This is a genomic window from Bradyrhizobium sp. YR681, from assembly GCF_000282615.1.
Taxonomy (GTDB): domain Bacteria; phylum Pseudomonadota; class Alphaproteobacteria; order Rhizobiales; family Xanthobacteraceae; genus Bradyrhizobium.
In genome coordinates this window covers 51756-78614 of sequence record NZ_AKIY01000322.1, presented here as the reverse complement: position 1 = coordinate 78614, position 26859 = coordinate 51756, and the positions used below count along the sequence as shown (strand labels likewise).

22 protein-coding genes are annotated in these 26859 nt (G+C 65.5%); 15 read left to right on the top strand and 7 right to left on the bottom strand.

Annotated features, from left to right (window positions below):
- Positions 1 to 239 precede the first annotated feature (239 nt).
- Complete coding sequence (locus PMI42_RS34320) at positions 240 to 476, bottom strand: DUF1127 domain-containing protein (protein WP_008143790.1); 237 nt, start codon at positions 474 to 476, stop codon at positions 240 to 242.
- Positions 477 to 659: 183 nt separating this feature from the next.
- Here PMI42_RS34320 and PMI42_RS34315 point away from each other — a divergent pair, with 183 nt between their 5' ends.
- On the top strand, positions 660 to 2003 hold the full coding sequence (locus PMI42_RS34315) for an aminotransferase-like domain-containing protein (RefSeq protein ID WP_008143788.1): 1344 nt from the start codon (positions 660 to 662) through the stop codon (positions 2001 to 2003).
- Positions 2004 to 2011: 8 nt separating this feature from the next.
- Here PMI42_RS34315 and PMI42_RS34310 read toward each other — a convergent pair whose 3' ends face one another.
- Positions 2012 to 2599 (bottom strand): hypothetical protein, encoded by a 588-nt coding sequence (locus PMI42_RS34310; RefSeq protein WP_008143785.1) that lies wholly within the window; start codon positions 2597 to 2599, stop codon positions 2012 to 2014.
- 65 nt (positions 2600 to 2664) lie between these two features.
- On the opposite strand from PMI42_RS34310, the gene PMI42_RS34305 reads away from it, so the two are divergent.
- Positions 2665 to 3099 (top strand): hypothetical protein, encoded by a 435-nt coding sequence (locus PMI42_RS34305; RefSeq protein ID WP_008143784.1) that lies wholly within the window; start codon positions 2665 to 2667, stop codon positions 3097 to 3099.
- A 3-nt stretch (positions 3100 to 3102) separates the two neighbouring features.
- Here the strand turns inward: PMI42_RS34305 and PMI42_RS34300 are convergent, their stop codons facing one another.
- Together PMI42_RS34300 and PMI42_RS34295 are read right to left on the bottom strand one after the other, a co-directional pair.
- The gene (locus tag PMI42_RS34300; protein ID WP_008143781.1) at positions 3103 to 5502 is read right to left on the bottom strand and encodes a bifunctional diguanylate cyclase/phosphodiesterase; all 2400 of its coding nucleotides are present in this window, start codon (positions 5500 to 5502) and stop codon (positions 3103 to 3105) included.
- A 289-nt stretch (positions 5503 to 5791) separates the two neighbouring features.
- The gene (locus PMI42_RS34295) at positions 5792 to 6298 is read right to left on the bottom strand and encodes a YciE/YciF ferroxidase family protein (RefSeq protein WP_008143779.1); all 507 of its coding nucleotides are present in this window, start codon (positions 6296 to 6298) and stop codon (positions 5792 to 5794) included.
- A gap of 428 nt (positions 6299 to 6726) precedes the next feature.
- Between PMI42_RS34295 and PMI42_RS34290 the strand changes: the two genes are divergently transcribed.
- The 8 genes from PMI42_RS34290 to garD all read left to right on the top strand — a co-directional run bounded on the left by PMI42_RS34290 (position 6727) and on the right by garD (position 18053).
- On the top strand, positions 6727 to 7809 hold the full coding sequence (locus PMI42_RS34290; RefSeq protein ID WP_008143778.1) for a lysylphosphatidylglycerol synthase transmembrane domain-containing protein: 1083 nt from the start codon (positions 6727 to 6729) through the stop codon (positions 7807 to 7809).
- 79 nt (positions 7810 to 7888) lie between these two features.
- Complete coding sequence (locus PMI42_RS34285; RefSeq protein WP_035967453.1) at positions 7889 to 9841, top strand: SGNH/GDSL hydrolase family protein; 1953 nt, start codon at positions 7889 to 7891, stop codon at positions 9839 to 9841.
- A gap of 265 nt (positions 9842 to 10106) precedes the next feature.
- Complete coding sequence (locus PMI42_RS34280; protein ID WP_008143776.1) at positions 10107 to 11459, top strand: MFS transporter; 1353 nt, start codon at positions 10107 to 10109, stop codon at positions 11457 to 11459.
- A 122-nt stretch (positions 11460 to 11581) separates the two neighbouring features.
- A complete protein-coding gene (locus PMI42_RS34275; protein ID WP_008143774.1) occupies positions 11582 to 12487 on the top strand; it encodes a LysR family transcriptional regulator in 906 nt (301 codons plus the stop codon).
- 126 nt (positions 12488 to 12613) lie between these two features.
- A complete protein-coding gene (kdgD, locus tag PMI42_RS34270; protein ID WP_008143768.1) occupies positions 12614 to 13558 on the top strand; it encodes a 5-dehydro-4-deoxyglucarate dehydratase in 945 nt (314 codons plus the stop codon).
- Between the two features lie 26 nt (positions 13559 to 13584).
- Positions 13585 to 14928 carry a glucarate dehydratase gene (gudD, locus tag PMI42_RS34265; protein ID WP_008143766.1) on the top strand — a complete coding sequence of 448 codons (1344 nt, stop codon included), beginning with the start codon at positions 13585 to 13587 and terminating at the stop codon, positions 14926 to 14928.
- 17 nt (positions 14929 to 14945) lie between these two features.
- Positions 14946 to 16394 (top strand): aldehyde dehydrogenase family protein, encoded by a 1449-nt coding sequence (locus PMI42_RS34260; protein WP_008143764.1) that lies wholly within the window; start codon positions 14946 to 14948, stop codon positions 16392 to 16394.
- Between the two features lie 117 nt (positions 16395 to 16511).
- Entirely contained in the window at positions 16512 to 18053 is a 1542-nt protein-coding gene (gene garD, locus PMI42_RS34255; protein ID WP_008143762.1) for a galactarate dehydratase, read from the top strand.
- Positions 18054 to 18061: 8 nt separating this feature from the next.
- Here garD and PMI42_RS34250 read toward each other — a convergent pair whose 3' ends face one another.
- Positions 18062 to 18799 (bottom strand): hypothetical protein, encoded by a 738-nt coding sequence (locus PMI42_RS34250; protein ID WP_008143760.1) that lies wholly within the window; start codon positions 18797 to 18799, stop codon positions 18062 to 18064.
- A 3-nt stretch (positions 18800 to 18802) separates the two neighbouring features.
- Entirely contained in the window at positions 18803 to 19696 is an 894-nt protein-coding gene (locus PMI42_RS34245; protein ID WP_035967440.1) for a MipA/OmpV family protein, read from the bottom strand.
- A 351-nt stretch (positions 19697 to 20047) separates the two neighbouring features.
- On the opposite strand from PMI42_RS34245, the gene PMI42_RS34240 reads away from it, so the two are divergent.
- From PMI42_RS34240 to PMI42_RS34225, 4 genes are all read left to right on the top strand, one after another.
- Positions 20048 to 20728, top strand: coding sequence for a response regulator transcription factor (locus PMI42_RS34240; protein WP_008143757.1), 681 nt, complete (start codon positions 20048 to 20050; stop codon positions 20726 to 20728).
- The gene (locus tag PMI42_RS34235) at positions 20725 to 22086 is read left to right on the top strand and encodes a sensor histidine kinase (RefSeq protein WP_008143756.1); all 1362 of its coding nucleotides are present in this window, start codon (positions 20725 to 20727) and stop codon (positions 22084 to 22086) included. Before PMI42_RS34240 ends, PMI42_RS34235 begins: the two co-directional genes overlap by 4 nt.
- Before the next feature lie 183 nt (positions 22087 to 22269).
- Positions 22270 to 22539 carry a hypothetical protein gene (locus PMI42_RS34230; RefSeq protein WP_008143755.1) on the top strand — a complete coding sequence of 90 codons (270 nt, stop codon included), beginning with the start codon at positions 22270 to 22272 and terminating at the stop codon, positions 22537 to 22539.
- 192 nt (positions 22540 to 22731) lie between these two features.
- Complete coding sequence (locus PMI42_RS34225) at positions 22732 to 24987, top strand: TonB-dependent siderophore receptor (RefSeq protein ID WP_008143754.1); 2256 nt, start codon at positions 22732 to 22734, stop codon at positions 24985 to 24987.
- An 8-nt stretch (positions 24988 to 24995) separates the two neighbouring features.
- Here PMI42_RS34225 and PMI42_RS34220 read toward each other — a convergent pair whose 3' ends face one another.
- Positions 24996 to 25352 carry a hypothetical protein gene (locus PMI42_RS34220; RefSeq protein WP_008143753.1) on the bottom strand — a complete coding sequence of 119 codons (357 nt, stop codon included), beginning with the start codon at positions 25350 to 25352 and terminating at the stop codon, positions 24996 to 24998.
- Positions 25353 to 25707: 355 nt separating this feature from the next.
- On the opposite strand from PMI42_RS34220, the gene PMI42_RS34215 reads away from it, so the two are divergent.
- A complete protein-coding gene (locus tag PMI42_RS34215) occupies positions 25708 to 26850 on the top strand; it encodes a hypothetical protein (RefSeq protein ID WP_008143751.1) in 1143 nt (380 codons plus the stop codon).
- Positions 26851 to 26859 lie beyond the last annotated feature (9 nt).

Below are 26859 nucleotides of genomic sequence, written 5' to 3'. Positions count from 1 at the left end.
GAGCGATCAGGCAAAGCTCGGGCGAAACAAGCCGCGAGGATGCGAATGTGTGTCTGCAATGACGATGTGGATACAGATGAGCGCGAGAAACTCAGGTCTCGTGCCCCGGACGCCGCGCAGCGCGTAGCGGTGCGCTGCAGAGCCGGGGCCCATGTTGCAGCGAGTGCTTGGGCTCGCTGGGTCCCGGCTCTGCGCAGCAACGCTTACGCGTTGCAGCGCGTCCGGGACACGAGAGAGCCTTACAGATACCGCGTCAGCTCGGCCTTGAACTGGCCGTACACCGCGTCCTCGATCTGGCTGCGGTTGATCCCGATGTCGCGCAGGGCGCGGTCGTCGAGCTCGTTCAGCGTCTTGACGGCGGAGCGGCGCTCCAGGCGGTCGAACAGCGCAGTGGCGGCAGTGACGAGCGTGCCAAAAAATCCGCTCGACGAGGATGGGCGTAAACTCCGCCCGGCAGTTTGCGAGATCGTGGTCATTTTCTTCTCCGGCCTGTTGTCCACGCGGCGAAGCGGATGCCGTTGGCACAAACGCCTGAGCGCCTGCACCTCATTTGCCGTCGGATTGCTCTCGCTCACCTCGGCTCAATCGTGGATCTTGATGGAACTTAAATGCTCCAGTACACTACTCGGAGCAAGTAAAACATTGCTCTCGGTGCAATAATGTCCAAGTTCGAGTACGTGAAGCTTGCCGATGCCATTGCCTCGGATATCTCTAACGGCACGTTAAGGCCGGGCGACCGGCTGCCGCCGCAGCGCAATTTTGCCTATGACCGCGGTATTGCGGTCTCGACCGCGAGCCGGGTTTATACGGAGTTGCTCCGTCGCGGCCTCGTCGTCGGCGAGGTCGGCCGCGGCACCTTCATCTCCGGCGACATCAGGCGCGAGGTCGAGGCGCTGAGCGAGCCGCGCGACGCGCGGATCGATTTCGAGGTCAATTATCCGTTATTGCCGCAGCAATGGGCGATGATCGCCAAGAGCCTCGCGGGGCTCGAGCGCGTCGACGCGCTGGAATCGGCGCTGCGCGTCTCGACCAGCACCGGCACCAAGAGCGCGCGCAATGCGGCCGCGGCCTATCTCGCGCGCAAGGATTTCACGCCGCAGGCCGAGCAGATCGTCTTCACCGCCAACGGCAAGCAATCGCTCGCGGCCGCGCTCGCCGCGCTGGTGCCGACAGGCGGACGCTGCGGCGTCGAGGCGCTGACCTATCCTTACGTCAAGAGCATCGCCGCGCGATTGGGCGTGACGCTGGTGCCGATTCCGATGGACGAATTCGGCGCGCGGCCCGATGCGATCCAGAAGGCGCATCGCGAAGCGCATCTGTCGGCGCTGTATCTCCAGCCCATCATCCAGAACCCGCTCGGCGTCACCATGAACGCAACACGGCGCGCCGACATCATGCGCGTCGCCGAGAAGCTCGATCTCACCATCATCGAGGACGCCGTCTACGGCTTCCTCGCCGACGACACGCCGCTGGCGGCGCTCGGGCCGGACCGCTGCATCCTGATCGACAGCCTGTCCAAGAAGGTCGCGCCGGGCCTTGCGCTCGGCATCCTCGTCGCGCCGCCGCACTTGCGCGAAAGCGTGATGAGCGCGGTCCGCACCGGCGGCTGGATCGCCTCGGGCCATGCGCTCGCATCCGGGCAGCGGCTGATGGCCGACGGCACCGTCGCCGAGCTGACGCGGCTCAAGCGCATCGACGCTACGCGCCGGCAGCAGACCGCGGCAAGGCTGCTCACCGGCTACCAGCTCGCCGCCGATCCGCGCGCCTATCATCTCTGGCTGACGCTGCCGCCGCACTGGCGCTCGCAGACCTTCGTCGCCGCGGCCGCCCGGCGCGGCATCGCGCTGACGCCGTCCTCGACCTTCGCGATCGCGCATGGTCACGCGCCGAACGCGGTGCGCCTCGCCCTCGCCCCGCCCACTCTCGAGCAGCTCGATTCCGGCCTGCGCACGCTCGTCTCGCTGCTCGGCACCAAGGAAGAGGATTTTGACTCGACGGAGTGACGCGCCGTCTAGGGCAGCAGGGCCCTGGGCACTTGATCAAAGCCGTAGCTCTGCGGCTGGTTGCGCCGGACGAAGCCGCCGACCTGCCAGGCGAACAGCGCGGCAAAGCCGAGGATGAACAATGCGCCGGCGAACTCGCCGATCAGAAGTGCGCGGATCAACAGCCCCGTCATCGCCACCGTCAGCACCGCCAGGAACGCCAGCATGACTGCATAAGTCTTGCCGCCGAGGCCGGCGGTGAGCGTCGCGCGGCTGCCGGCCTTGGCCATCCGTGCGTGCAATTCGACGATGAAGCTGCGAAAACCGTTGTCCTGCGGCGCCATCAGCGCCGCGGTCTGCCAGCTCGTCGACAGGATCCTGATGCGGCCGCCGCCGGCGTGGCTGACATCGGCGCGAAAGCGGTGCTGCTGCATCGAAACCGGGCGGAACGACAATCTGACAGCACTGATCTCGTCATAGCGCCACAGGCCGGAGCGGCCGGCGATGTGCCAGGAGAGGCCTTCGTCCGTCAGCTCGAAGCGATGCGCCGAGCCGATCAGCGACGCCTTGTAGGCGTAGCTTGCACCCGGGGCGTCCTGCGCGTCGGAAACCTGCATATCGACAATCAATCCCGTCCGCGATCTGCTTGCGCGATCGCCCTCGCCCATCCTACAAGCGGGACATGGCTGAGACGACCTTTTTTCCGCGCCGCCTGATTCTCGGCGCCGCCGTGATCTCCGGCGTGCTGCTCGCGCTCGCCGTGCACATGCTGGGCGCGCGCTACGGCCTCGACCTCGGCGGCCTTTGGCGCTCCGACACGCATGAATTCATGCCCGCGGGCGCGGCGATCGCCTGGTGGCTGATCGCCACGGTCGGTTTTTCCGGCGGCTATTTCACCGCAAGCTTGATGCAGAGCGCCGCCGACGGCCAGATCCCGCACCGCATGCGGCAGTTCCTGATCGCGGTCGGCGTGCTCCTGCTGGCAGGCGCGGGCCAGGTGGCCTCGGCGCCGAGCGCGGTCCCGACCACTTCCGGCCTGCTGGCCGCGCTCGCCGCGCTGTGCCTCGGCGCCGTGATGGCATATTGCGGCGCGCATTTCGCGCTGCGCCGCGGCTGATCCTTACGCCGACGCGCGCAGCCGCGGGCGGTCCAGCATGATCGCGACATCCGAGGCAGGCCGCGGCTTGCTGAACAGATAGCCCTGCGCCTGGGTGCAGCCCTCGCGCCTGAGCAGTTCGAGCTGGGCGTCGTTCTCGACGCCTTCCGCGGTGGTGACGATGCCGAGGCTGCGGCCAAGGCCGGTCACGGCGCGGATGATCGCCATGGAATCCTCGCGCGTCGCCAGCTCCGAGACGAAGGAACGGTCGATCTTGATCTTGTCGAACGGGAAGCTGCGCAGATAGCTCAGCGACGAATAGCCGGTGCCGAAATCGTCGAGCGAGATCCGCACGCCCATGGCGCGCAGCTCGTGCAAGGTGGTCAGCGTCGCCTCGCTGTTCTGGAGCAGCACGGATTCGGTGATCTCGAGCTCGAGGCGTTGCGCCGCGAGCCCCGACAATGCCAGCGCTTCGGTCACCGATGCGATCAGGTTCGGATTCCTGAACTGCACCGGGGACAGGTTGACGGCGACGTCGACATCGTCGGGCCAGGTGGCCGCGTCGGAGCAGGCGGAGCGCAGCACGAACTCGCCGAGCTGGACGATGAGTCCGGTCTCCTCGGCCAGCGGAATGAAGCTGATCGGCGCGATCAGGCCGCGCTGCGGATGGTTCCAGCGCAACAGCGCCTCGAAGGCGACGACGCGGCCGCTGGCGACGTCGCGGATCGGCTGGTAGTACGGCTCGAACTCGTCGCGTTGCAGCGCCGCGCGCAGATCCATTTCCAGCAGGCGCCGCGCCTGTGCGCGCGCGTCCATGCCGGTCTCGAAGAAGCGATAGGTGCCGCGGCCGTCGGCCTTGGCGCGGTACAGCGCAAGGTCGGCGTTCTTCAGCAGCTCGTCCGGATTGCTGCCGTCCTGCGGCGACAGCGAGATGCCGATCGAGACCCCGATGATGATCTGATGGTCGTCGATCTCGTAAGGCGCCGAGATCACCTCGACGAGGCGGCCGGCGAGGACTCTCGCCGCCGCTTCCTCGGAGCGTCCGATCTGGACCACGGCGAACTCGTCGCCGCCGAGCCGCGCCACCGTGTCGTCGTCGCCGACCGTGGCTTTCAGCCTGCGCCCGACCTCCTTGAGCAGCGCATCGCCGATCGGATGGCCGAGCGAATCGTTGATGTCCTTGAAGTGGTCGAGGTCGAGGCAGAGCACTGCGAGCTGGTCGTTCGAACCGGCCCGGCGCAGTCCCTGCTCGAGCTGCTCGTGGAACAGCACGCGGTTGGGCAGGCCGGTCAGTGCGTCATGGCGCGCCATGTGCGAGATCTTCGCCTGTGCCTCCAGCCATTCGGTGATGTCCTCGAAGGTCGCGACCCAGCCGCCGCCCTGCATCGGCTGGTTGACGACCCGGATGGATCGGCCGAACCGGTCGACGACCTCGCTGGTGCTGCGGCCTTCGCGGGCGTCGGCTACGAGGCGCGCGAAGAATTCATCCGCATCGCCCTGCCACTGGCCCCTGGCCTGCTCCTCCCTGAGCACGTCGACCAGCAGGCGGCCCGCCAGCGGGACGTCGGTGCGCCCCAGCATCGCCGCGTACCGCTCGTTGAACAGCATGATCTTGCCGTCCGCATCGAACATGCACAGCCCCTGCGACATGTTCTCGAGCGCGTTGTCCAGCACTACCTGCTGGCGTCCCAGTTCGCCCTTGGCGCGGCGGTCGAGCACGGCCGCCGCGAGCGCGATCGCGAGGATGGCAACCGCGGCGCTGGCGGTGAGGACGGACAAGGAGGCCGGCGGGATCGACAGGCCGCTGATGACGATCGCAGGATCCGGCGTCAGCTCCACGGCGCCCATGGCGGTGAAATGATGCGAGACGATGGCGACGGTGAGCAGCACCGACGCACCGAGAGCATTCGCGAGGCTGTCGCGTCGTCCCGCGACAACCAGCGCCAGCGAACCAAAGACGATGCCGAGCACGATCGAGACCGTTACGATGCCGCTCGCCCAGCCGATGCGCGCGGGAATCTCGAGCGCCATCATGCCGGTGTAATGCATGGCTGCAACGCCGCCGCCGACGACCGCGCCGCCGAGCGCAACCGGGATCGAGCGCCTTGCCGATACCGAGATGCTCAGGCCGATGAAGGTGACCGCGATGGCGAAGATCAGCGACAGGACTGTCACGGGAACGTTGTAGGCGCCGCCTGCACCGGGCCCGTAGGCCTGCATCGCGATGAAATGGGTTGCCCAGATGCCGCAGCCGGCGACGACGGCGTCAAGCGCGATCCACGCGACGCGAGCACCCCCATCCGTTGCACGCGCGCGGTGAAACAGGCTGATCGCTGCCGCGCTCGCGAGCAGACACACTGCGCCACCGAGCGCGACCAGGCGCCAATCATGCTGGTCCGTGAGACAGTAGAGAACTTGATACATTGCCGGCCCCTATCGGCCGACACTTGAACCGACAGAAATGGACAGTCGGTAACCGGCTACGCGCCTGTTTCAGGAATGGTGAATCGAGGATGTGCGCGTTTGCTCACATTGCGCGTTCAACTGCTGCAACCAGGCCGATCAATTGAGGGGCCGGCAGCAAGACGGCCGCCGATATGATTAGCGACTGGTGAAGGCTCGTCACCAGCGCGCCCACCTTCACGGGGGATGGAGGCAGCAACAAGTCGCCGCGCGGATGACCGCGCGGCGCCCCCTCGCAGCCAGCCTTGCCTCAGCTCGCCGCGCGCAGATTCACCTTGCTCTCGGCAAGCGTCGTGAGCTTCTTGTCGGTCGCCTTCTCCTCCTCGAGCGTCTTGGCCAGCACGGCGGCACAATCGCTCCGGCCGAGCTGCTTGGCCCAGGCGATCAGGCTGCCGTAGCGGACGATCTCGTAGTGCTCGGCGGCCTGCGCCGCATTGATCAGCGCCGCATCCAGCACCGCCTTGTCGGCGACCTCACCTGCGGTCTCGTCCGCTTCCTCGATGATGCCGTCGATCGCCGGGCAGTCGACAGCCTTCACTTGCGTGCCGTGCATCTTGAACACTTCCTCGAGCCGCTTGACGTGCTGCTTGGTTTCTTCGAGGTGCGTCAAAAAGCCCTGCTTCAGCTGCGGATCGGTCGCCTTGTCTGCCATCTTCGGCAGCGCCTTGGTGAGCTGCTGTTCGGCGTAATAGATGTCCTGAAGCTGGTGCACGAACAGGTCGTTCATGGTCTTGATGTCTTTTGTGAACAGTCCCATCGGTCCGATCCTCTCGGGTTTCGGGAACACGGAGGCACCGGCTTGCACGAAAAGCCGCATATTCCGCCCGTGTTCGGTTGCTGATGGGGCGCTAACGAGCCCATGGCATCGACGTTCCAAAAAAGCCCCGATCCGTTGCGCTGGAACAATGCCGGCGGGGCCACGATATGACATCGTGTCGAGATACGACCACGCGATCCGGGCCGATCTTGCGACTCATATGCTTAACGCGCGGCCGATGTGAACCACGTATGACAAAAGCAGCCGGTGTGGCGCAGAACCTATCCTTGTCAAGGGCTGCACAAGCCGCTGTTTTTGCCTTAAATGAGCTACATCATGCCTAGCGATCGACGCCGAGTTCAGGCAGTGATCGCACCCGACCGGCCAATGTCTGGCCCGGTCGGTCTTGCCCCCCGCCGGGAGGATGAATGCACGGACTGCTGCCCGCGTTGAAACGCGGCTTCAAGAGATGGATCGGCTGGCGAAGGCTCGGCATTGCCGCAAGCGTCTTCATCATCGCCTTCGCGATCACCACGCTGGTGCGGACCCTCAAGGGCATCGATACCGGCGTCATCCTGACCGCATTAACCGAGATTCCCCGCGGCAATATCGGGCTGGCGGCGATCTGCGTCTTCTTCGCGTTCTGTACGCTGACGTTCTACGACTTTTTTGCACTGCGAACGATCGGCAAGAAGCATGTGCCCTATCGCATTGCAGCGCTCTCCAGCTTCACGTCCTATTCGATCGGCCACAACATCGGCGCCACGGTCTTTACCGGCGGGGCGATCCGCTTCCGGATCTATTCGGATTACGGGCTGAACGCGATCGATGTCGCCAAGATCTGCTTCCTGTCGGGCCTGACCTTCTGGCTCGGTAACATCTTCGTGCTCTCGATCGGCATGGCGATCCATCCCGATGCCGCCTCCTACATGGACCAGCTGCCGTCATCCATTAACCGGCTGATCGCGCTCGGCGGCCTCGCCTCCATCGCCGCCTATCTGGTCTGGCTCTGCATGGGCGAGAAACGACGCGAGCTCGGCCAGAAGGGCTGGAAGGTGGTGCTGCCCTCGGCGCCGCTGACGCTGGTGCAGATCCTGATCGGCGTGGTCGATCTCGGCTTCTGCGCGCTGGCGATGTACCTGCTGGTGCCGGCCAGCCCGCAGATCGACTTCCTGTCGCTCGCCGTCGTGTTCATCCTGGCAACGCTGCTCGGCTTTGCCAGCCATGCCCCCGGCTCGATCGGCGTGTTCGATGCCGCCATGCTGGTAGCGTTGCCGGAATTCGGCCGTGAGCAGCTGCTTGCGACCCTGCTGGTCTTCCGCATCCTCTATTTCGTGATCCCGTTCGGCCTCGCCATCTCCATCATGGGCGCGCGCGAGCTCTGGATGAACGTGGTCGAGCCTTGGCAGGAGCGGCGGCGGCTGGCGGAGGCCTGCGCGCAGGCCAACCTGCCCAAGCAGGTGGCAGCGATGGAGCGCGAACGCGCGCTGCGGCAGGCCAACAAGCGATAAAGCGGTCAAACAAAGGTTGCAGGCGGAGGAGCAATCCTCTCTTATTTCCGCCTCAACTTTGCCGTTGAACACGCTGGCCATGATCCCTGTATCCTTTCGTACCCTCTCCGCGGGCGCCCTGCTTCTTGTCGGGATTCTGACGTCTTTGCCGTTTCCGCGCGCGGCCGCGCAGGATGCCGGCGCCATGCAGATCAATTGGGAGGTGCGCAACCGCTTCCGTCTATTCCGCGAGGAGCGCGATTTCCTGCTCCATGTCGAGAACGCGCGAAACCGCAGCGTCCTCGCCGCCGAGCAGTCGCTGGAGCTCCAGAGCGAGGGCCGCGGCTGGGCCCGCAACATGGTCAACCGGCTCTGCATCGACCTCCAGGGCCGGGTCAACCAGCCCTGCACCCGCGACAACGTCAAAGAGAACTACATCACCCCGATCGACCACCCGGTCACGGTGCGCCTGACCGGCGCGGTGCCGGTCGGAGCCACCTGCGCGTGGACGTTCGACGACGGCGACGGGCCGCAGACCTCGACCTTCGACTGCGCCGAGCCGATCAATCTGCGCGTCCGCTACGGCAAGCAGACGGTCGCGACCGTCGACGTCTCCTCCGGCTCCGATCCGACCCAGCGCGTCCAGACCGAGATCCAGGTCCGCGACGTCTTCGTCGCCGGCCTCGGCGACAGCATCGCCTCCGGCGAGGGCAATCCGGACCGGCCGCTCGCACTTTCGGACGAGGGCTTCTGCTTCCGCTCCTATCTCGGCACCGCGGGTGCGCAATATTACCGGCCGAGCCGCGCCGGCTACAAGGGCGGGCGCGCCTGCGAGGCACCGGACACGCTCGCCAACTGGCAGCGCTACGGCGCGCTCTGGTTCAACTCGCCCTGCCACCGTTCGCTCTACAGCTACCAGGCCCGCACGGCGCTGGCGCTCGCGGTGCGCTACACCCACATCGCGGTGACCTTCCTGCCGCTCGCCTGCACCGGCGCCAGCATCGGTGACGGGCTGCTCGGCTCGCAGCGCGCCCGCGAATGCGCACCGAACAAGAACGGCACCTGCCAGACCAGCGTGAACGCCCAGGTCGCCGAGCTGCGCGAGGCGCTCACCGCTGCAAAAAAACGCCAGCCCGACCGCAACCTCGATCTCGTGCTGCTCTCGGTCGGCGCCAACGACATCTACTTCTCCGGCCTCGTCGCCGACGTCATCGTCGAGACCGCAACCGAGCGCGCGCTGTTCCGCCGCTCCGGCGTGATGGCGAGCGTCGACGATTCCCGCGACGCGCTGCAGCGCGAGCTGCCGCAGAATTTCGTCAAGCTGCGCGAGGCGCTGAAGCCGCTGGTCGGCGGCGACCTCTCGCACGTGGTCTATGTCTCCTACGCCAATCCGGCACTCGCCGATGGCGGCGTGCCCTGCCGGGGCGGCCGCGCCGGCTTCGACATCCATCCCGCCTTCAACGCCGATCCGCAGCGTCTTGCCCGCGTCTCGACCTTCGTCGACACCGAATTCCTGCCGCAGCTCAAGGCGCTCGCCACCTGCACTCGCGGCGCACTGTGCCGCGATCCCGAGGCCGACCGCATGACCTTCGTCGATACGCATCAGGCCGCGTTCGCCGATCACGGCTTTTGCGCGCATTCGGGCAACGATCCGGAATTCGATCGCAGCTGTTTTGCCGAGAACGGCCAGAGCTTCAATCCGGATATCGTGAGCGCGGCGAGCCAGCCGATGCTGTGCGGCCGCGGCGCCTCCGAGTATCGCACCTACCTGCCGCGTGCGCGCTGGATCCGCGACGCCAATGACAGCTATTTTGCCGCGATGACCTATCCGCAGGGCCTGCCGGCGGCGAGCCAGCCGACCGACATCCACGACGCCACCTGGGGCGTGCTCTCCGCCGTCTATGGCGGCGCCGTGCATCCGAGCGCCGAAGGCCACGCCGCGATGGCGGACGCGGCGCTGCCGGCTGCAAGCGCCGTGCTCGGGCTCGATGCAGTGTCGCCCGGTGTCACGCGCGGACTGCTGGCACCGCTGCTACCGGGCGCGCAGCAGTAGAAGCAAGCGAGTTCTCTCCACCGTCATTGCGAACGCAGCGAAGCATTCTAGAGTCTCCCGCTGAAAGATTCTGGATTGCTTCGCTGCGCTCGCAATGACGAGCTTTTGGCTTGCGTCTGGGCGCCGCCAAGATCGTTCCCTCCACCCGCCGTTCCATCAATCCAAAAACGGCATCGATCGATACTCCCTTGAACTTGGACACTTTGCCGCGCGCGCCTCTAGGAGTCGTCGTGAGGAAACATTTCGAGTTCTAAGGAGGCGCCTGATGAGCGCAGTGGTGTCCGCAACGGACGTGAGGAGGTCTCGCGTCAGGCTGTTCATCGTGACCATGCTGTTTCTGGTCACGACCGTGAATTATGCCGACCGCGCCACGCTGTCGATCGCCGGCCCCGCGCTTTCGAAAGAGCTGCATCTCGATCCCGTCGCCATGGGCTGGATCTTCTCGGCGTTCGGCTGGTCCTATGTCGTGGCGCAGGTGCCGGGCGGCTGGCTGCTCGACCGCTACGGCTCGCGCCTCGTTTATGCCTTCAGCATCATCGTCTGGTCGCTGTTCACGATGATGCAGGGCTGGGTCGGCTTCCTCAGCGCCGGCGCCGCTATCAGCGTGCTGTTCGCGCTGCGCCTGCTGGTCGGCGTCGCGGAAGCGCCGTCCTTCCCCGCCAATGCCCGCATCGTCGCGGCCTGGTTTCCCGGCAATGAGCGCGGCACCGCGTCGGCCTTCTTCAATTCCGGCCAGTATTTCGCCACCGTGATCTTCGCGCCGCTGATGGGCTGGATCGCGCATGATTACGGCTGGCGCTACGTGTTCTTCGTGATGGGCGCGCTCGGAATCATCATGGGTCTGGTCTGGATCAAGACCGTCTACGGCCCGAAGGAGCACCCCGGCATCAACGAAGCCGAGTTCGACTACATCAAGGAGGGCGGCGCGCTGGTCGATCTCGACGCGCCCAAGAACGATCTGATGCAGGAGCGTGCGCCCGAAGCCGGCTCCGGGTGGGACCACATTCGCCAGTTGCTGTCGAACCGCATGATGCTCGGCGTCTATCTCGGCCAGTACTGCATCAACACGCTGACCTATTTCTTCCTGACCTGGTTCCCGGTGTATCTCGTCAAGGAGCGCGGCCTGTCGATCCTGCAAGCCGGCTTCGTCGCCACGCTGCCGGCGCTGTGCGGCTTCATCGGCGGCGTGCTCGGCGGCGTCATCTCCGACATCATTTTGCGCAGGACCGGCTCGCTGACGCTGGCGCGGAAAATTCCGATCGTCGGCGGCATGCTGCTGTCGATGTCGATCATCGCCTGCAACTATGTCGACGGACAGGCGATGGTGGTCGGCTTCATGGCGCTCGCCTTCTTCGGCAAGGGCATCGGCGCGCTCGGCTGGGCGGTGGTCTCCGACACCTCGCCGAAGGAAGCCGGCGGCGTCTCCGGCGGCCTGTTCAACACTTTCGGCAACCTCTCCTCGATCACCACCCCGATCGTGATCGGCTACATCCTGGCCGCGACCGGATCCTTCAACGGGGCGCTGGTGTTCGTCGGCGCCAACGCGCTGGTCGCCGCGTTCGCCTATCTCGTGGTGGTCGGCAAGATCGAGCGGGTGGTGCTCAAACGTTCCTCCTGAGGGCTCCCACGGGAGCTTGACCAGGCAACTCAACGGCGGCTCCTCAGCCGCCGTCTTTGTTTTGGGGATGATCGATGCTAGAAGTGCCGGGGAAACGCCTTATCCATCTAAGGCATGTATCGATGTTCGACCTCAACCAGCTCCGCTGTTTCGTGACAGTTGCGGAGGAATTGCATTTCGGCCGCGCCGCCGCCCGGCTGAACATGACCCAGCCGCCGCTGTCCCGGCAGATCCAGGTGCTCGAGCACATCATCGACGCGCCGCTGCTGGAGCGTACCAGTCGCTCGGTGCGGCTGACGCCTGCGGGGCGCAGCTTCCTGCCGGAGGCGCGGCGCATCCTGAAGCTTGCCGAAAGCGCCTCGCAGGTCGCCCGCCGCATCGCGCTCGGCAAGACCGGCTCGCTCAAGATCGGCTTTACGGCCGCCGCGGCCTACGGCTTCCTGCCCGAACTCGTTGCGGCCTGCCGCGCAAAACTGCCCGAGGTGGATTTCTCGCTGAAGGAGATGGTGTCGGGCGACCAGTTCGAGGCGCTCAGCTCCGGCCAGATCGACGCCGGCCTGCTCAGGCCGCCGATCGCCCGCCCGGAAGTCGCCAGCCGCCGCGTCGTCGCCGAGCCGCTGCTCGCCGCGATCCCGAAGAAGCATCCGCTGGCGAACGCCGACAGCGTCACCATCAAGGATTTCGACGACCAGCCCTTCGTGATGTATTCGCCCTATGAGAGCCGCTACTTCCACGATCTGCTGGTGGCGCTGTTCACCCGCGCCGACGTGCTGCCGCGCTATGTCCAGCATCTGAGCCAGATCCACTCGATCCTCGCCATGGTCCGCGCCGGCCTCGGCCTTGCCATCGTGCCGGCCGCCGCCGCGAGCCTGAAAATCTCCGACGTCCGGCTGCGGCCGTTGAAGCTGCGCAACCGGGTCCCGGTCGAGCTGTTCATGGTGTGGCGCCGCGACGACGAGAATCCGCTGCTCTCGGCGCTGGTCAAAATCGCCAGCGAATTGTCCTCCGCGGAGGTGGTGGAGGATTGATGCTCAATCCGCATCGGTCGATATAGGCTTTGGCTTGGACGCGCATCGAACGGTCTCCTAAACCACGGCGCATGGACGCGCGGCTTCAGCTGCGGCCTCGACAACACACAGCAGGGAGCAGCCCCCATGAGCAAGATGACCCCGCAGGAGATGGCCCAGAAGATCGGATCTGGCCTCCTGTCCTTCCCCGTCACGCCGTTCAAGGCGGACTACAGCTTCGACGAAGCGACCTACCGCGCCAACATGGACTGGCTCTGCGGCTATGATGTCGCAGGCCTGTTCGCCGCCGGCGGCACCGGCGAGTTCTTCTCGCTGACGCCTACGGAAGTCCCCCAGGTGGTCAAGATCGCCGTCGACGAGACCAAGGGCCGCGTGCCCGTGCTCGCCGGCACCGGCTATGGCACCGCCATCGCCCGCGAGATCGCGATCGGCGCGGAAAAGGCCGGCGCCGACGGCCTGCTGCTGCTACCACCCTATTTGACCCATTCCGAGCAGGACGGCCTTGCCGCCCATGTCGAGGCGGTCTGCGCCGCCGTGAAGATCGGCGTCATCGTCTACAACCGCGACAACGCCATCCTCCAGCCCGACACGCTGGCGCGGCTCGCCGAGCGCTGCCCGAACCTCGTCGGCTACAAGGACGGCATCGGCGATATCGAGCTGATGACCCGCGTCTACACCAAGCTCGGCGATCGCCTGACCTATGTCGGCGGCCTGCCGACCGCGGAAACCTTCGCGCTGCCCTATCTCGACATGGGCGTGACGACCTATTCCTCGGCCGTGTTCAACTTCGTGCCGGAATTCGCCACCAACTTCTACGCCGCCGTGCGCAAGCGCGACCATGCGACGATCCAGGCGGGCCTGAAGAATTTCATTCTGCCGCTGATCGAGATCCGCAACCGCAAGAAGGGTTATGCGGTCTCGATCATCAAGGCCGGCATGAAGGTGATCGGCCGCGATTCCGGTCCGGTCCGTTCGCCGCTGACCGATCTCAGCGAGCAGGAGATCGCGGAACTGGCCGCGCTGGTGAAGAATCTGCCCGCCATCCGATCGTCACAACAGGCGGCAGAATAACAGACGACAACAGGGAGGAGCGCGCGATGGCCCAGACCGATATTTCTGGCGCACCGGTCGTCACAGCGATGCAGGTGATCCCGGTCGCGGGCCGCGACAGCATGCTCCTCAACTTAAGCGGCGCGCATGCGCCGTTCTTCACCCGCAACATCGTCATCCTCACCGACAATGCCGGCCACACCGGCGTCGGCGAGGTGCCGGGCGGGCAAAAGATCTGGCAGACGCTCCAGGACGCGCGCGATCTCGTGATCGGCAAGACCGTCGGCGCGATGAACAACATTCTGGCCGACATCCGCACCGCCTTCGCCGACCGCGATGCCGGCGGCCGCGGCAAGCAGACCTTTGACCTGCGCGTCATGATCCACGCCGTCACGGCCGTGGAATCCGCCCTCCTCGACCTGCTCGGCCAGCATCTCAACCTGCCGGTCGCCGCCCTGCTCGGCGAAGGCCAGCAGCGCAAGAGCGTCGAGACGCTCGGCTATCTCTTCTTCGTCGGCGACCGCCGCAAGTCGAAGCTGGGCTACGTGCAGGGCGAGACCGGCAAGCCGGAATGGTTCAACCTCCGGCATAAGGAAGCGATGACCCCGGAAACCGTGGTGCGGCTCGCCGAAGCCACCCACGATCACTACGGCTTCGCCGATTTCAAGCTCAAGGGCGGCGTGCTGCGCGGCGAACAGGAAATCGAGGCCGTCACCGCGATCGCAAAGCGCTTCCCCAACGCGCGCGTGACGCTGGACCCGAACGGCGCCTGGTCGCTCGACGAGGCGATCAGCCTCTGCAAGGACATGCACGGCATCCTCGCCTATGCCGAGGACCCCTGCGGCGCCGAGGCCGGCTTCTCCGGCCGCGAGATCATGGCCGAGTTCCGCCGCGCCACGGGCCTGCCGACCGCGACCAACATGATCGCCACCGACTGGCGGCAGCTCTCCCATGCGCTGCGCCTCGGCGCGGTGGACATCCCGCTGGCCGATCCCCATTTCTGGACCATGCAGGGCTCGGTGCGCGTCGCCCAGACCTGCCGTGACAACGGCCTGACCTGGGGCTCACACTCCAACAACCATTTTGACATCTCGCTCGCCATGTTCACCCATGTCGGCGCCGCCGCCCCCGGCAAGGTCACCGCGATCGACACCCACTGGATCTGGCAGGACGGCCAGGCGCTGACCAAGGAGCCGCTCCTGATCAAGGGCGGCAAGATCGCGGTCCCCGACAGGCCGGGTCTGGGTATCGAAATCGACAGGGCGGCCATCGACGCCGCGCATGACCTCTATAAGCAGCATGGACTTGGCGCCCGGGATGACGCTATTGCCATGCAGGACTTAATCCCTGGCTGGACGTTTGACGACAAGCGCCCGTGCCTGGTTCGCTAAATACTCTGGAGGAAATGATGACTGCGATCCTGAAGAACTTCATCGGCGGCGAATGGGTCGACGGCTCCGGCGTCACCAAGAACATCAACCCCTCCAACACCAATGATCTCGTCGGCGAATACGCCAAGGCCGACAAGGCGCAGACCGAGAAGGCGATCGCCGCCGCCAAGGCCGCCTTCCCCGCCTGGGCGCAGTCGACGCCGCAGGTGCGCTATGACGCGCTGAACAAGATTTCGCTCGAGATCATCGCCCGCAAGGAAGAGCTCGGCCGCCTGCTCGCCCGCGAGGAAGGCAAGACGCTCCCCGAGGGCATCGGCGAGGTCGCCCGCGCCGGCCAGATCTTCGCGTTCTTCGCCGGTGAAGCGCTGCGCCTGATCGGCGAGAAGGGCGCCTCGGTGCGTCCCGGCCTCGACGTCGAGCTCACCCGCGAGCCGGTCGGCATCATCGGCATGATCACGCCCTGGAATTTCCCGATCGCGATCCCGGCCTGGAAGATCGCGCCCGCGCTCTGCTACGGCAACACCGTGGTGTTCAAGCCGGCGGAGCTGGTGCCGGGCTCCGCGCATGCGCTGTCCGAGATCATCACCCGCTCCGGCATTCCGGCTGGCGTCTTCAACCTCGTGGTCGGCTCCGGCTCGGTGGTCGGCCAGACCCTGCTCGAGCATCCGGACGTCGCCGCGATCTCCTTCACCGGCTCGGTGCAGACCGGCCGCAAGATCGCGCAGGCCTGCGTGCTCTCGAACCCCATGAAGAAGTTCCAGCTCGAGATGGGCGGCAAGAACCCGCTGGTCGTGCTCGACGATGCCGACCTCAAGACCGCCGTCGAGGTCGCCGTCAATGGCGCCTATTTCTCGACCGGTCAGCGCTGCACGGCGTCCTCGCGCCTGATCGTCACCGAAGGCATCCACGACCGCTTCGTCGCCGCTGTGGCCGAGCGCCTGAGCGGCCTGTCGGTGGACGACGCGCTCAAGGCCGGCGTGCATATCGGCCCGGTGGTCGACCAGAGCCAGCTCGACCAGGATCTCCGCTACATCAAGATCGGACAGGACGAGGGCGCCAAGCTCGCCTTCGGCGGCGAGCTGCTCAAGCGCGAGACGCCCGGCCACTACCTCCAGCCGGCGCTGTTCACCGAGGCCAACAACAACATGCGCATCGCGCGCGAGGAAATCTTCGGCCCCGTCGCCGCCGTCATCCGCGCCAAGAACTACGAGGAAGCGCTGGCGATCTCCAACGACACCGAGTTCGGCCTTGCCTCCGGCATCTGCACCAGCAGCCTGAAATACGCCTCGCACTACAAGCGCAACAGCGAGTCCGGCATGGTGATGGTCAACCTGCCGACCGCCGGCGTCGACTATCACGTGCCTTTCGGCGGCCGGAAGGGCTCGAGCTACGGCGCCCGCGAGCAGGGCTCCTATGCGCGCGAGTTCTACACGACGGTGAAGACGGCCTATACTTACCCGGGTTGATGGGCTGATATCGCAGGGTGGGTTAGCGCAGCGTAACCCACCTCTTCAACTTCCGCGGACAGAGACAATGGTGGGTTACGCTGCGCTAACCCACCCTACAAATCCCGGAGTCCTTCCATGGACCAGGACGTCGCAGCGAAAGAGCAGCCCCGCTACATCAAGCTCAACGAGCGCGACAATGTTGCGATCGTGGTCAATGATTTCGGGCTTCCGGCCGGCTCCCGCTTCGCCAGCGGGCTCACGTTGCGCGCCTTCGTGCCGCAGGGGCACAAGACGGCGCTGGTCGACATCGCACAGGATCAGCCAATCATCCGCTATGGCGAGGTGATCGGCCACGCGCTCTCGCCGATCCTGGCCGGCGAATGGGTGGACGAGGCGCGCATCCGCATGCCCGAGGCACCTGACCTCGACAAGCTGGAGATATCGACCGCCGTCCCCGCGCCGCTGCCGCCGCTGGAAGGTTTCACCTTCCAGGGCTTTCGCAATTCCGACGGCTCGGTCGGCACCAAGAACATCCTCGGCATCTCCTCCTCCGTGCAATGCGTCAAGGGCACGATGGAATACGCGGTCAAGCGCATCCGCGCCGAGCTGCTGCCAAAGTACCCGAACGTCGATGACGTCGTCCCGTTGACGCATGCCTATGGCTGCGGCGTCGCCATCAACGCCCCCGACGCGGTGGTGCCGATCCGCACGCTGCAGAACATCGCGCAGAACCCGAATTTCGGCGGCGAGATTCTGGTCATCAGCCTCGGCTGCGAGAAGCTCGCACCCGAACGGCTGGTCCCCGAAGGCGTCAGCGATGCCATCGTGCGCATGCAGGACGAAGCCTTCGACGGCTTTGGCGCGATCGTCGATGCGATCATGACCCAGGCTGAAGCCCGCCTGAATATCCTCAACAAGCGCACCCGCGAGACCTGCCCGGCCGCCGATCTCGTCATCGGCCTGCAATGCGGCGGCAGCGACGCGTTCTCGGGCGTCACTGCGAACCCCGCCCTCGGCTTCGCCGCCGATCTGCTGGTGCGCGCCGGCGCCACCGTGATGTTCTCGGAAGTGACCGAGGTGCGCGACGCGATCCAGCTGCTCACGCGACGCGCCATCAACGAGGATGTCGGCCGCGCGCTGGTGCGCGAAATGGCCTGGTATGATTCCTATCTGGCCCGCGGCGGCGCCGACCGCAGCGCCAACACCACGCCCGGCAACAAGAAGGGCGGCCTCGCCAACATCGTCGAAAAATCACTGGGCTCGATCGTCAAGTCCGGCTCGTCCGCCATCACCGGCGTGCTCTCGCCCGGCGAGAGGGCGACGCAGAAGGGCATGCTGTTCGCGGCCACGCCCGCCTCCGACTTCATCTGCGGCACGCTCCAGCTCGCCTCCGGCATGACCTTGCAGGTGTTCACCACCGGCCGCGGCACGCCTTACGGCCTTGCCGCCGCACCCGTGATCAAGGTCGCGACGCGCACCGAGCTGGCCCGCCGCTGGAAGGACCTGATCGATTTCGACGCCGGCGGCATTGCCACCGGTGAGAAGACCATCGAGGAAACCGGCTGGGACCTGTTCCGCCTGATCCTCGACGTCGCCTCCGGCCGCACAAAGCCGTGGTCGGACCGCTGGGGCATCCACAACGACCTGACGTTGTTCAATCCGGCGCCGGTGACCTGAATCCGGTCTCACTGACCGTCGATCAGGTGCATGTCGCCGAGCGTGACCGGCAGGCTGCGCGTGATGAGATCCGCAATCGCCGCGCGCAGCCGCTCGCTCGAAGGCGACCCGAACGCCTCGTCAATGGGCCCGCTTGGACCGGCAAGCCGCATCGTCCCGGTGTTGTCGAGCGGCGCAGCCGCCCGCTTCTCGATCACGTCGAACGACTTGCCGTCGATCACGCGCACCTCGTAGAGCGCATGGATCAACCCGTAATCGGCAAGCAGCGTCCGATATTGGGCGAGCCCGACACCCTCGACGTTGCGGCCATTTCCGAGTTTCGATCGTGCCCGGGTGATGACGATGTAGGCGTCCAGGCCCTGCGGCGTGACATTGCTGCGAACCAGATCCTTGAACGGATCGCTACGGAGAAGATTGACGGGTGCAACCGCCGAATCCCTGATCGCAGCGAACGCAGCACGCTGATAGCTCACCGCCTGCACGCGATAGCGTCCGCTCAGCAGCCCGGTGACCTGCTGGACGATCAGCTCGTCTAGTCCCCAGGCGCTGATCGAAAGGCTTTGCCCAGTGTTGTTGATCCCGGTCAAGCCGGCCTGCGTCAGGCTCATCTCCTCGCCGATCGCCGAGACGATGCCGATGGTCTTGATCGCCTGGAGCTTTGTCGCGCGTGTCTCGAACGCGGCAGCGGCGCCGAGGGCAACGCAGGCGATTGCGCAGGCCAGACCCAGGATTAATCTGCGACGCATGGCCTACCGAATCCTGAAGTCGAACGAATAGGACGCGCCGAGGCCGACAGTCGTCTGGTTCGACGATCCCCGCAGCTTGACGAGCGGGCTGTCGGCGGCGTCGCCGAGCAGCTTCTGGTATTCGACATAGGCATGAACCTCCCACTGCGGGTTGATGCGGTAGGAGATCTGGCTGCCGAACCCGACCGAATGCGCGCCGCCTTTGGCGTCGTACATCGGCAATCCCGACGCAGCCGCCTGCGCGGCATCGACGCCGAAATACGGTGCCGTCGCCTTGGTGCTCTTCCAGGTGAAGCGCGGGCCTGCCGAGATCGTGAGCCGCTGGATCAGCGGCACAATGACGTCGGCGGAGACATCGGCCACCGTGCCGGTATGGCCACCCATGCCCTGGCGCAATTCGCTGCGCAGGCGCAGCCAGTCGACCGGATAATATTCGACGAAGCCGCCGAGCTCATATGCGGCCTTGACGTCGCCGAGGCCGGTGAGCTCGGCATATTTGTCGCTCTTGCGCGACGAGACGTATTTGAACGCAGGGCCGGCGCGAAAATTGCCGACATCGAGCAGCGCGATGCTGGCGCTGTCGCGCGGCCCGCGAAACTGGTCGATCGACCCGGCGCGGCGGATGGTGAAGATCGGGATCGGGAGGAGCTTGCCGTTCTTCGCGCCGACGAAATCCGGCGTGTACTCCCCGCCGATGCCGACCATGACGGTCCAGTTGCCGGAGGGCGAAGGCAGCATCGGCACGTCGAACGGCGGAGCCGGCAACGTGAACGCGGTCTGCGCCGATGCCGATTGAGGGATCGCCATGGTCGCGCCGAGCGCGGCAAGGAAAGCAATCGGCCAAGTCCGCCGCGCGCTTGCCACAGGATCGAGAGCGGATTCTTCAACATGCTTCATTACGGGGCCCCGGACCGGCCTTGCTGGCCTAGTCGACTCGTGTTGGTTAGGAGCCCAGCATGTGGTCCGGCAAAATTGCCCCAAGATTGCAAGGCGACGCCGCCGCCCGGGACATTCCCGACTTGCGCGAAAACAATCGGCCGCACGACCAACATTGCCCGAACATTGCCGGGCCGCGCGCACGCTCGCAAACTTAGGCCGTCAGGGCCGGTCAGCGCGCTCGCTCCTGCCTTTTATTCGCCAAGCTCGCTGCCTTAATGGGAACCCTGCGCATGAGCCGAGACATCAGATGTCGGCCAGGGAGCGTAACGCTCGAGGTTTTGTGCCCCAGCAGAGTCAAGGACGACCCGCGTGCGCTCCCTCGTGATCGAAGACGAACCGCAGATCGGCGCTTATGTCAGCCGCCTGCTCGGGCAGCTGCACGGCGTCGTCGACCTCGTCGGCTCGATTGCCGATGCCCGTCATGCGCTGGACAATTTCAAATATGATCTTGCGATCGTCGATCGGATGCTGCCCGACGGAGATGCACTCCAGGTGGTCACGGCGCTGAGCCGGTCGCCGGACCGCCCCGCGATCATCATGCTGACGTCCAAGGACGCCAAGGAGGATGTCGTCGACGGCCTCAACAGCGGCGCCGACGATTATCTCGGCAAGCCGTTCGAGCCGCAGGAATTGATTGCGCGTGTGCGCGCGGTGCTGCGGCGGCCCCGGCTGCTCGCGCCCTCGGTGCTGTCGCTCGGCAATGTCGAGCTGCATCTCGGAAGCAACGAGGCGGTGGTGGCCGACACCAAAATCCTGCTGCGGCGGCGCGAGGCACTGATCCTCGGAGCGCTCCTGATGCGGCGCGACCGCGTCATCACCCGCACCGCCCTGATCGAGGAGATCTACGGCTTCGACGACGAGATCGAATCCAACACGCTCGAAGCGCAGGTCTCGCGCCTGCGGAAGAAACTGGCCGAGCTCGGCGGCGACGTCGAGATCCGCAGCATGCGCGGTATCGGCTACATCCTGCGGCTGGCAACACCGCGATGAAGTCCATCGCCCGAACGTTCGCGCTGTCGCTCGGCATCGCCGCGACGATGATCTTCCTGATCATGCTCGGCATCTTCGTCTCGCGATACCCGATGGAGGAACGCGAGTTCAGGGCGTGCCGGGTCGTGGCTGCGATTCTCGACCGCGCCACGGTGATCGAAGGGCAGAACCTGACGGTGCGTCAGACTCCCGGGCTCGAGGAGCTCAAGGCGGACAGTCCCAATCTGTGGTACGTCGTGTCCGCGGGCAGCATGATCAGCGAGTACGGCAGCGAACGCCGGCCGGCCCTTCCATTCGCATTTCCCTATCACGGGCCCGTCGGCTCGTCCGTCTTCAGCACACTCGACCAGAAGAGCACCTTCTGTCTCGCCGTCATGCAACGAGGTTCATTGCAGCTCACGACGATGATCGGCGAGCCTCAGGTCAGATTTGGCCGGATTGCGAGGAACTTCCTCGTCCGCAGCATTTTCTCGATCGCGCTGCTGGCGCTGGCATTCGCGGCGACCGTCGCGATCGGCTCGGCGCTCGCCGCACGGTTCGTCTCGCGCGGGATCGAACGGGTGGCGCGCCGCGCGCTCGCGATCGACCCATCGGCGCCGCAAGGCTTGATATCGCTGTCCGAAGTTCCCACCGAGCTGAAGCCGCTGGTCGCGGCGCTCAACCGCGCCTTCGGCGAGATCGACGCCTATATCAGGATGCAGCGCCGTTTCCTCGGCAATGCCGCCCATCAGCTCCGCACACCGTTGACGCTCTTGCGTGCGAAGATCGAGGACGTGCCCGACCCGGCCCTGAAGGTCGAGCTCGTGCGCGACGTCCGCCGCCTCACCTCGCTGGTCTCGGCCATGCTCGACCTGGCGCGGCTGCAAAACCACGCGATCGAGAAGCGGCCGATCGATCTCGCCGAGCTAACACTGGACGTGCTCGCCGATTTCGGCCCCTCGGCGCTGGATGCCGGCATCGAGCTTGCGCTCGAACGCGCCGAGGAAGGGCCGCTCCTGGTGCAAGGCGTGGACGCCGCCGTTCGCAGCGCGCTTGCCAATCTCGTCGGCAACGCGCTCATCCACGCGCATGGCGCCCGGCGCATCGTCGCCACGCTCGGCCGCGGCAGCATCTCGGTCGACGACGACGGCGCGGGCCTGCCCGATGACGCGGAGCACCGGCTGCTCGAGCCGTTTCAGACCGGCAACTGCGCGGGCGACGGCGCCGGCCTCGGCCTGTCGATCGTCCGCGAGATCATGGCCGCCCATGGCGGCGAGCTCGTCATCTCCTCTGCACCCGGCCGCGGCACGACGATGAGCCTGCGCTTTCCCGAGGCCGCGACGACCAGATCTCCGCAGCGCGATCTGCAACCGCACTGACGTGCCCCTTCCGTGAAACCGTCCGGAAACATCGGCGCGAAAAACGTCCTGTTTGTTTCGTCCCGTCGCATCACGCAATCAAATATGTCCGAACGCGGCCGTCGAATGTTCGTGCACGAGCGAACCTGTTGCGGCATTGCCGCGACCAAACCTCCGATTGCCATCCTTCACGGAGATTTTCCAATGCGCGTTCTTTCAATGATTGCCGTTGCCGGCGCCATGATTGCGAGCTCGGCCGGTGCGTTTGCCGGCGAGTTGCCCTCTTACGAAGTGAATTCGTTTCCGATCTCGGCGACGCAGGTCCAGGTGCTCGGCGGCGCCGGCGTCGAGGAGCAGTCGACTGCGCCTGCGATGATCGTCGCCGGCATGCCCGCCTCGCCCGCGCAAGTCTCGGTGCTGTCGCCACGCGTCAAGCGGCTCGCCAGCGCGACGACGGAGAGCGAGGCGCACTGACCGCAGGCGCCGAGGCGCACCACCTCATTCTCCCTTTCATGCATCCGCGCGCCGATATCAACCGGCGCGCGCTCATTCTATAGATATACTAATTCCAAATCTGATGATTGAGAGACGCTGCGTCCCTCCTGCACTTCAAGCGCCAGATCACACTTGTTAGTCGTCCCCGGTCGCAAATGACGGGGGGCGCAAATGACAAACTTTTTGAGGACGACGGCGAAATTGATCGGCGGCGCCCTGCCGCTGCTAGCCGGCCTGATGGACGCTGCACCGGCCGAAGCGCAATCATCAGCGCAGGAACTGGCTCCCGTCGTGGTCGAGCAATCGTCGTCAAGGCCGGCGGCGCGCACCCGTCCGGTTCGCTCCCGTCAAGCCACGCAAGCCGCAAGACGTCGCCAGGCCGCGCGCGTCCCATCGAGCGCGGATGCACCGGCGGCCAGTGCGGGCACGGAAGCGGAGACGGCGACGGGTCCGGTCCGGGGCTATGTCGCAACCCGCAGTGGCACCGGCACCAAGACCGACACGCCCCTGCGCGAGACCCCGCATTCGATCAGCGTGGTGACCGCCGATCGGGTCACCGACCAGGGCGCGACCACCGTGCAGGAAGCGCTGCGCTATGTGCCGGGCGTGTTCGCCGACGCCTACGGCGCGGATTCGCGCGGCGATTATCCGCGCATCCGGGGCCAGGACCCGAACATCTATCTCGACGGCACGCGGATGGTGAACACCTGGAATTTCAATGAATGGCGGCCGGAGCCCTACACGCTGGAGCGCATCGAGGTCCTGCGCGGTCCCTCCTCGGTGCTCTACGGCGACACCTCGACGGCAGGTCTCTTGAACCTGATCTCGAAGCGCCCGCAGGCGGAAAGCGCCAACGAGATCGGCGTGCAATATGGCAGCTTCAACCGCAAGCAGGTGCAGCTCGATTCCACGGGAAAGCTGACCAAGGACGGCGAGTGGCTTTATCGCTTCGTCGGCGTGTTCCGCGACAGCAACATGCAGACCGACTACGTCAAGGACGACCGCATCCTGCTGGCGCCGTCGCTGACCTGGCGCCCGACCAACAACACGAGCTGGACCGTGCTCGGCACCTATCAAAAGGACAATACGGGTTCCTCCACGGCGTTCCTGCCGCATGAGGGGACGCTCTATCCCGGTCCCAACGGCCTCATTCCGGTCAACCGCTTCACCAGCGAGCCAGGCTGGGATCGCTACCAGACCGAGACCGGCGCCGTCTCCAGCCTGTTCGAGCACCGCTTCAACGATGGCCTGACCGTCAGGCAGAACCTGCGCTATACGCATGTCGAGGGCATCTATCACGGCCTTTATCCGGACGTGTATTCCACACCGGACAATCCGTTCCTGGATGCCGAGCGTCGCACGGTGGCGCGCTACATCTGGGCCCGGGACAGCGTGAAAGATAATTTCACCTCGGACAGCAATGCCGAGCTGAAGTTCGCAACCGGCGCGCTCCTGCACAAGACGTTGTTCGGCGTCGACTACCGCGGCTACAAGGAACGCGCTTCGTCCGGCGGGGGCTACGACGCGACGCCGTTCGATCTCTACGCGCCGGTCTACACCGGCGTCACGCCGCCGGTCATGTCGGCGGAGCCCGATCTACGGCAGAGCCAGTTCGGCCTCTACGCTCAGGACCAGTTGCGGCTCGGGCCGTGGCTCGCCGTGCTCGGCCTGCGCCACGACTACGTCACCAGCGACACGCAGGGCTCGCCGGTCGAGCATTACCAGGCGACCACGGGCCGCGCCGCGCTGATGTACGAGTTGCCGTTCGGCGTCACGCCCTACGTCACCTATGCACAGTCGTTCAATCCGGTGTTCGGCAGCGGTGTCTGCGCCACGGGAGCCTGCACGCCACAGCGCGGCGAGATGGTGGAGCTCGGCTTCAAGTACAATCCGGCGCCCGGCAATGCCGTCAACGGCGCGATCTTCGACACCACCGAGCGGAACAGGCTCGCCAGCGATCCCGACAATCCGCTGCTCTCGATCCAGACCGGCAAGGTCCGCATCCGCGGCGCCGAGCTCGAGGTTCTCACGCGCGTCACGCCGGATCTCGATCTGATCGCCGCCTACGCCTATCTCGACGCCCGCGTCGAGAGCGGCGACAATGCCGGCAAGCATGTCGAGACCGTGCCGGATCACCAGGCCTCGCTCTGGGCGAAGTACCGCCTCACTTTGCTCGGCCTGCCCGGCGTCACGCTCGGCGGCGGCGTACGCTACGTCGGCCAATCCTGGGATGGCACCGACACCATCCGCACGCCCGACTACACCTTGTTCGACGCCATGGTCCGTTACGACAACGGCCCCTGGCGACTTCAGGTCAACGCCAGCAATCTCTTCGACAAGCGCCATCTCACGACCTGCCTGGCGCGCGGCGACTGCTTCCTCGGCACCGGTCGCACGGTGCTCGGCAGTGTGACCTACAAATTCTAGGAGCAGGGCTACGTCATGCTGCCCGGCATGAAGCAGCGCACGCGCGGATGGCCGTCGATATAGTGCTTCCACACCATGGTGCGGCCGATCTTGTTCGGCTCGGTGATGACAGCGCCGTCGGGTACGACGACCCATTCGCCGTCGAGATGGACGCGGTAACGGCCCTTGTCGGATTCCCAATCGACGTCGGCGACCATGTAGCCGTCGGCGTCGGAGCAGCATTGGCCGTATTCGCTGTGCAGGCTTTCGAACCAGGGCTTGAGCGGCGAGTTGGCGTAGCGCCCGTCGTCGCGCGCCATCGCCGATGTCGCCAGCAGCGCCGTCAGCCCGAGCAGCGCCGCCGCACATAGTCTTGCAAGTCGCATATCGTCTTCCCGCGGATCGCAATCAGCGCCGCGAGGGACAGACGCCGCCGTCCGCCTTCCGCACGGTCGCGGCAGGCGTGGAGACGGCGACTCGCTCCCCAGCGGCTTTGCGACAGCTATGCAAATCCGGCGCCAGCGCGCATTCCGGGGAACTACTGCCGCAGGCTGTTGCCCACGACCGCGTGCACGCCCTACATGTGTGACGCGCCGACGATTTGACGCCGTGATTTCGAGGCTTTCCTTGTTGCGCGGGGACGTGTACGAACATTGCCGCGAGCCCTATCGCATTGCTTAATCGACTGTTTCGATTAGAGAAATCAGGTGTCGGCGTGACTGGCATTGGACCGTCAGCGCTATGAGTGATTCAAAAGACCTGCTTCCCAGTCAGCAGGAGGAAGCGGATCTGCCCGCAAACCAGGTGCAGTTTGCGCTGGTGATTTCGCGCATGCTCGACACCGTGAGGGACGACCCGGACGCCAGACGGCAAATGGTTTACGACCTCGCCCGCTATAAGCTCCAGGAACAATTCACCTACGCCGACACCAAGAACATCGACCAGGCGAAGCGGGCCCTCGAGGTCGCCATCGAGGAGGTCGAGAAGTTCTCGCGCGACCAGGCTCCGCTGGAGCGCCTGCCCTCGCAACAACTCACGTCGTCCTGGGACACGGGCGGCGTTCCGATGTCCGGCGATGCCACCGTTTTGCGATCGGGGATCGGGACGTCTCGCAGCAAGCCATCCGCGAACTCGGGTGCGCTTCTGCCGGTGATCAAGCGGATGGCCGCCATCCTGCTTGCCGTCGGCGCCGTCATCCTGATCGTCTCGCAGCGCGACAACATCGCCGCACTGCGCCGTCAGATGTCAGCGCAAGCCCCGGAGATCGCGCAGGTCGCACCCAGGCCGGAGACGACAATCTCGGTTGCCAAGCCTGAAATGGTGCCGTCCGTTCCACCTCCACCAACGCGCGTGCTTCCGACCGACTACGGGATTTACGCCCTCATCGACGACAAATCGCTCGCGGAGCTGAAAGCGACCGGCGTGATGGCGCCCGACATGCGCGTTGCGATTTCAGCGGCGTTCAAAAAGCCCGATCAACCTCGTCTATCCAACGGCCGCGTCAAGTTCATCGTGTTTCGTCGCGACGTGGCCAAGGCAATTCCCGATCGCGTCGAGGTTCGAATCGTGGCGAAAATCGCCAGGGAGTATTCGATCGACGCCGCAGGCAAGGCACCGAATGGCGGAGATGATTTCGGGGTCGTCCGCAACATCGCCTACGCGTTCAGAGCGTCCCCGATGCCAGGGACCCCCGAAATGTACGAGCTTCATGCCAGCGATCCGGAGCTCGATCTTCCGCCGGGCTATTACATCCTGAGTCTGGGACCGCAGGCCTACTATTTCCAGGTCGAGGGCGAGATCACCGATCCCCGGAATTGCCTCGAGCGCGTCGTTAGCAGCAACGGCACGTTCTATGCGCCCTGCAAGAAGGCGCGGACGTATTGACGGTCCGTA

Bases quoted from the DNA above. Each gene is read 5' to 3' on its own strand.
- PMI42_RS34250 (WP_008143760.1), bottom strand. From the start codon at position 18,799: ATGCGTCGCAGATTAATCCTGGGTCTGGCCTGCGCAATCGCCTGCGTT.
- PMI42_RS34305 (WP_008143784.1), top strand. From the start codon at position 2,665: ATGGCTGAGACGACCTTTTTTCCGCGCCGCCTGATTCTCGGCGCCGCC.
- PMI42_RS34215 (WP_008143751.1), top strand. From the start codon at position 25,708: ATGAGTGATTCAAAAGACCTGCTTCCCAGTCAGCAGGAGGAAGCGGAT.
- PMI42_RS34220 (WP_008143753.1), bottom strand. From the start codon at position 25,352: ATGCGACTTGCAAGACTATGTGCGGCGGCGCTGCTCGGGCTGACGGCG.
- PMI42_RS34235 (WP_008143756.1), top strand. From the start codon at position 20,725: ATGAAGTCCATCGCCCGAACGTTCGCGCTGTCGCTCGGCATCGCCGCG.
- PMI42_RS34320 (WP_008143790.1), bottom strand. From the start codon at position 476: ATGACCACGATCTCGCAAACTGCCGGGCGGAGTTTACGCCCATCCTCG.
- PMI42_RS34310 (WP_008143785.1), bottom strand. From the start codon at position 2,599: ATGCAGGTTTCCGACGCGCAGGACGCCCCGGGTGCAAGCTACGCCTAC.
- PMI42_RS34295 (WP_008143779.1), bottom strand. From the start codon at position 6,298: ATGGGACTGTTCACAAAAGACATCAAGACCATGAACGACCTGTTCGTG.
- garD (WP_008143762.1), top strand. From the start codon at position 16,512: ATGGACCAGGACGTCGCAGCGAAAGAGCAGCCCCGCTACATCAAGCTC.
- gudD (WP_008143766.1), top strand. From the start codon at position 13,585: ATGGCCCAGACCGATATTTCTGGCGCACCGGTCGTCACAGCGATGCAG.
- PMI42_RS34290 (WP_008143778.1), top strand. From the start codon at position 6,727: ATGCACGGACTGCTGCCCGCGTTGAAACGCGGCTTCAAGAGATGGATC.
- PMI42_RS34315 (WP_008143788.1), top strand. From the start codon at position 660: ATGTCCAAGTTCGAGTACGTGAAGCTTGCCGATGCCATTGCCTCGGAT.
- PMI42_RS34225 (WP_008143754.1), top strand. From the start codon at position 22,732: ATGACAAACTTTTTGAGGACGACGGCGAAATTGATCGGCGGCGCCCTG.
- PMI42_RS34280 (WP_008143776.1), top strand. From the start codon at position 10,107: ATGAGCGCAGTGGTGTCCGCAACGGACGTGAGGAGGTCTCGCGTCAGG.
- PMI42_RS34275 (WP_008143774.1), top strand. From the start codon at position 11,582: ATGTTCGACCTCAACCAGCTCCGCTGTTTCGTGACAGTTGCGGAGGAA.
- PMI42_RS34260 (WP_008143764.1), top strand. From the start codon at position 14,946: ATGACTGCGATCCTGAAGAACTTCATCGGCGGCGAATGGGTCGACGGC.
- PMI42_RS34285 (WP_035967453.1), top strand. From the start codon at position 7,889: ATGATCCCTGTATCCTTTCGTACCCTCTCCGCGGGCGCCCTGCTTCTT.
- PMI42_RS34230 (WP_008143755.1), top strand. From the start codon at position 22,270: ATGCGCGTTCTTTCAATGATTGCCGTTGCCGGCGCCATGATTGCGAGC.
- PMI42_RS34245 (WP_035967440.1), bottom strand. From the start codon at position 19,696: ATGAAGCATGTTGAAGAATCCGCTCTCGATCCTGTGGCAAGCGCGCGG.
- kdgD (WP_008143768.1), top strand. From the start codon at position 12,614: ATGAGCAAGATGACCCCGCAGGAGATGGCCCAGAAGATCGGATCTGGC.
- PMI42_RS34300 (WP_008143781.1), bottom strand. From the start codon at position 5,502: ATGTATCAAGTTCTCTACTGTCTCACGGACCAGCATGATTGGCGCCTG.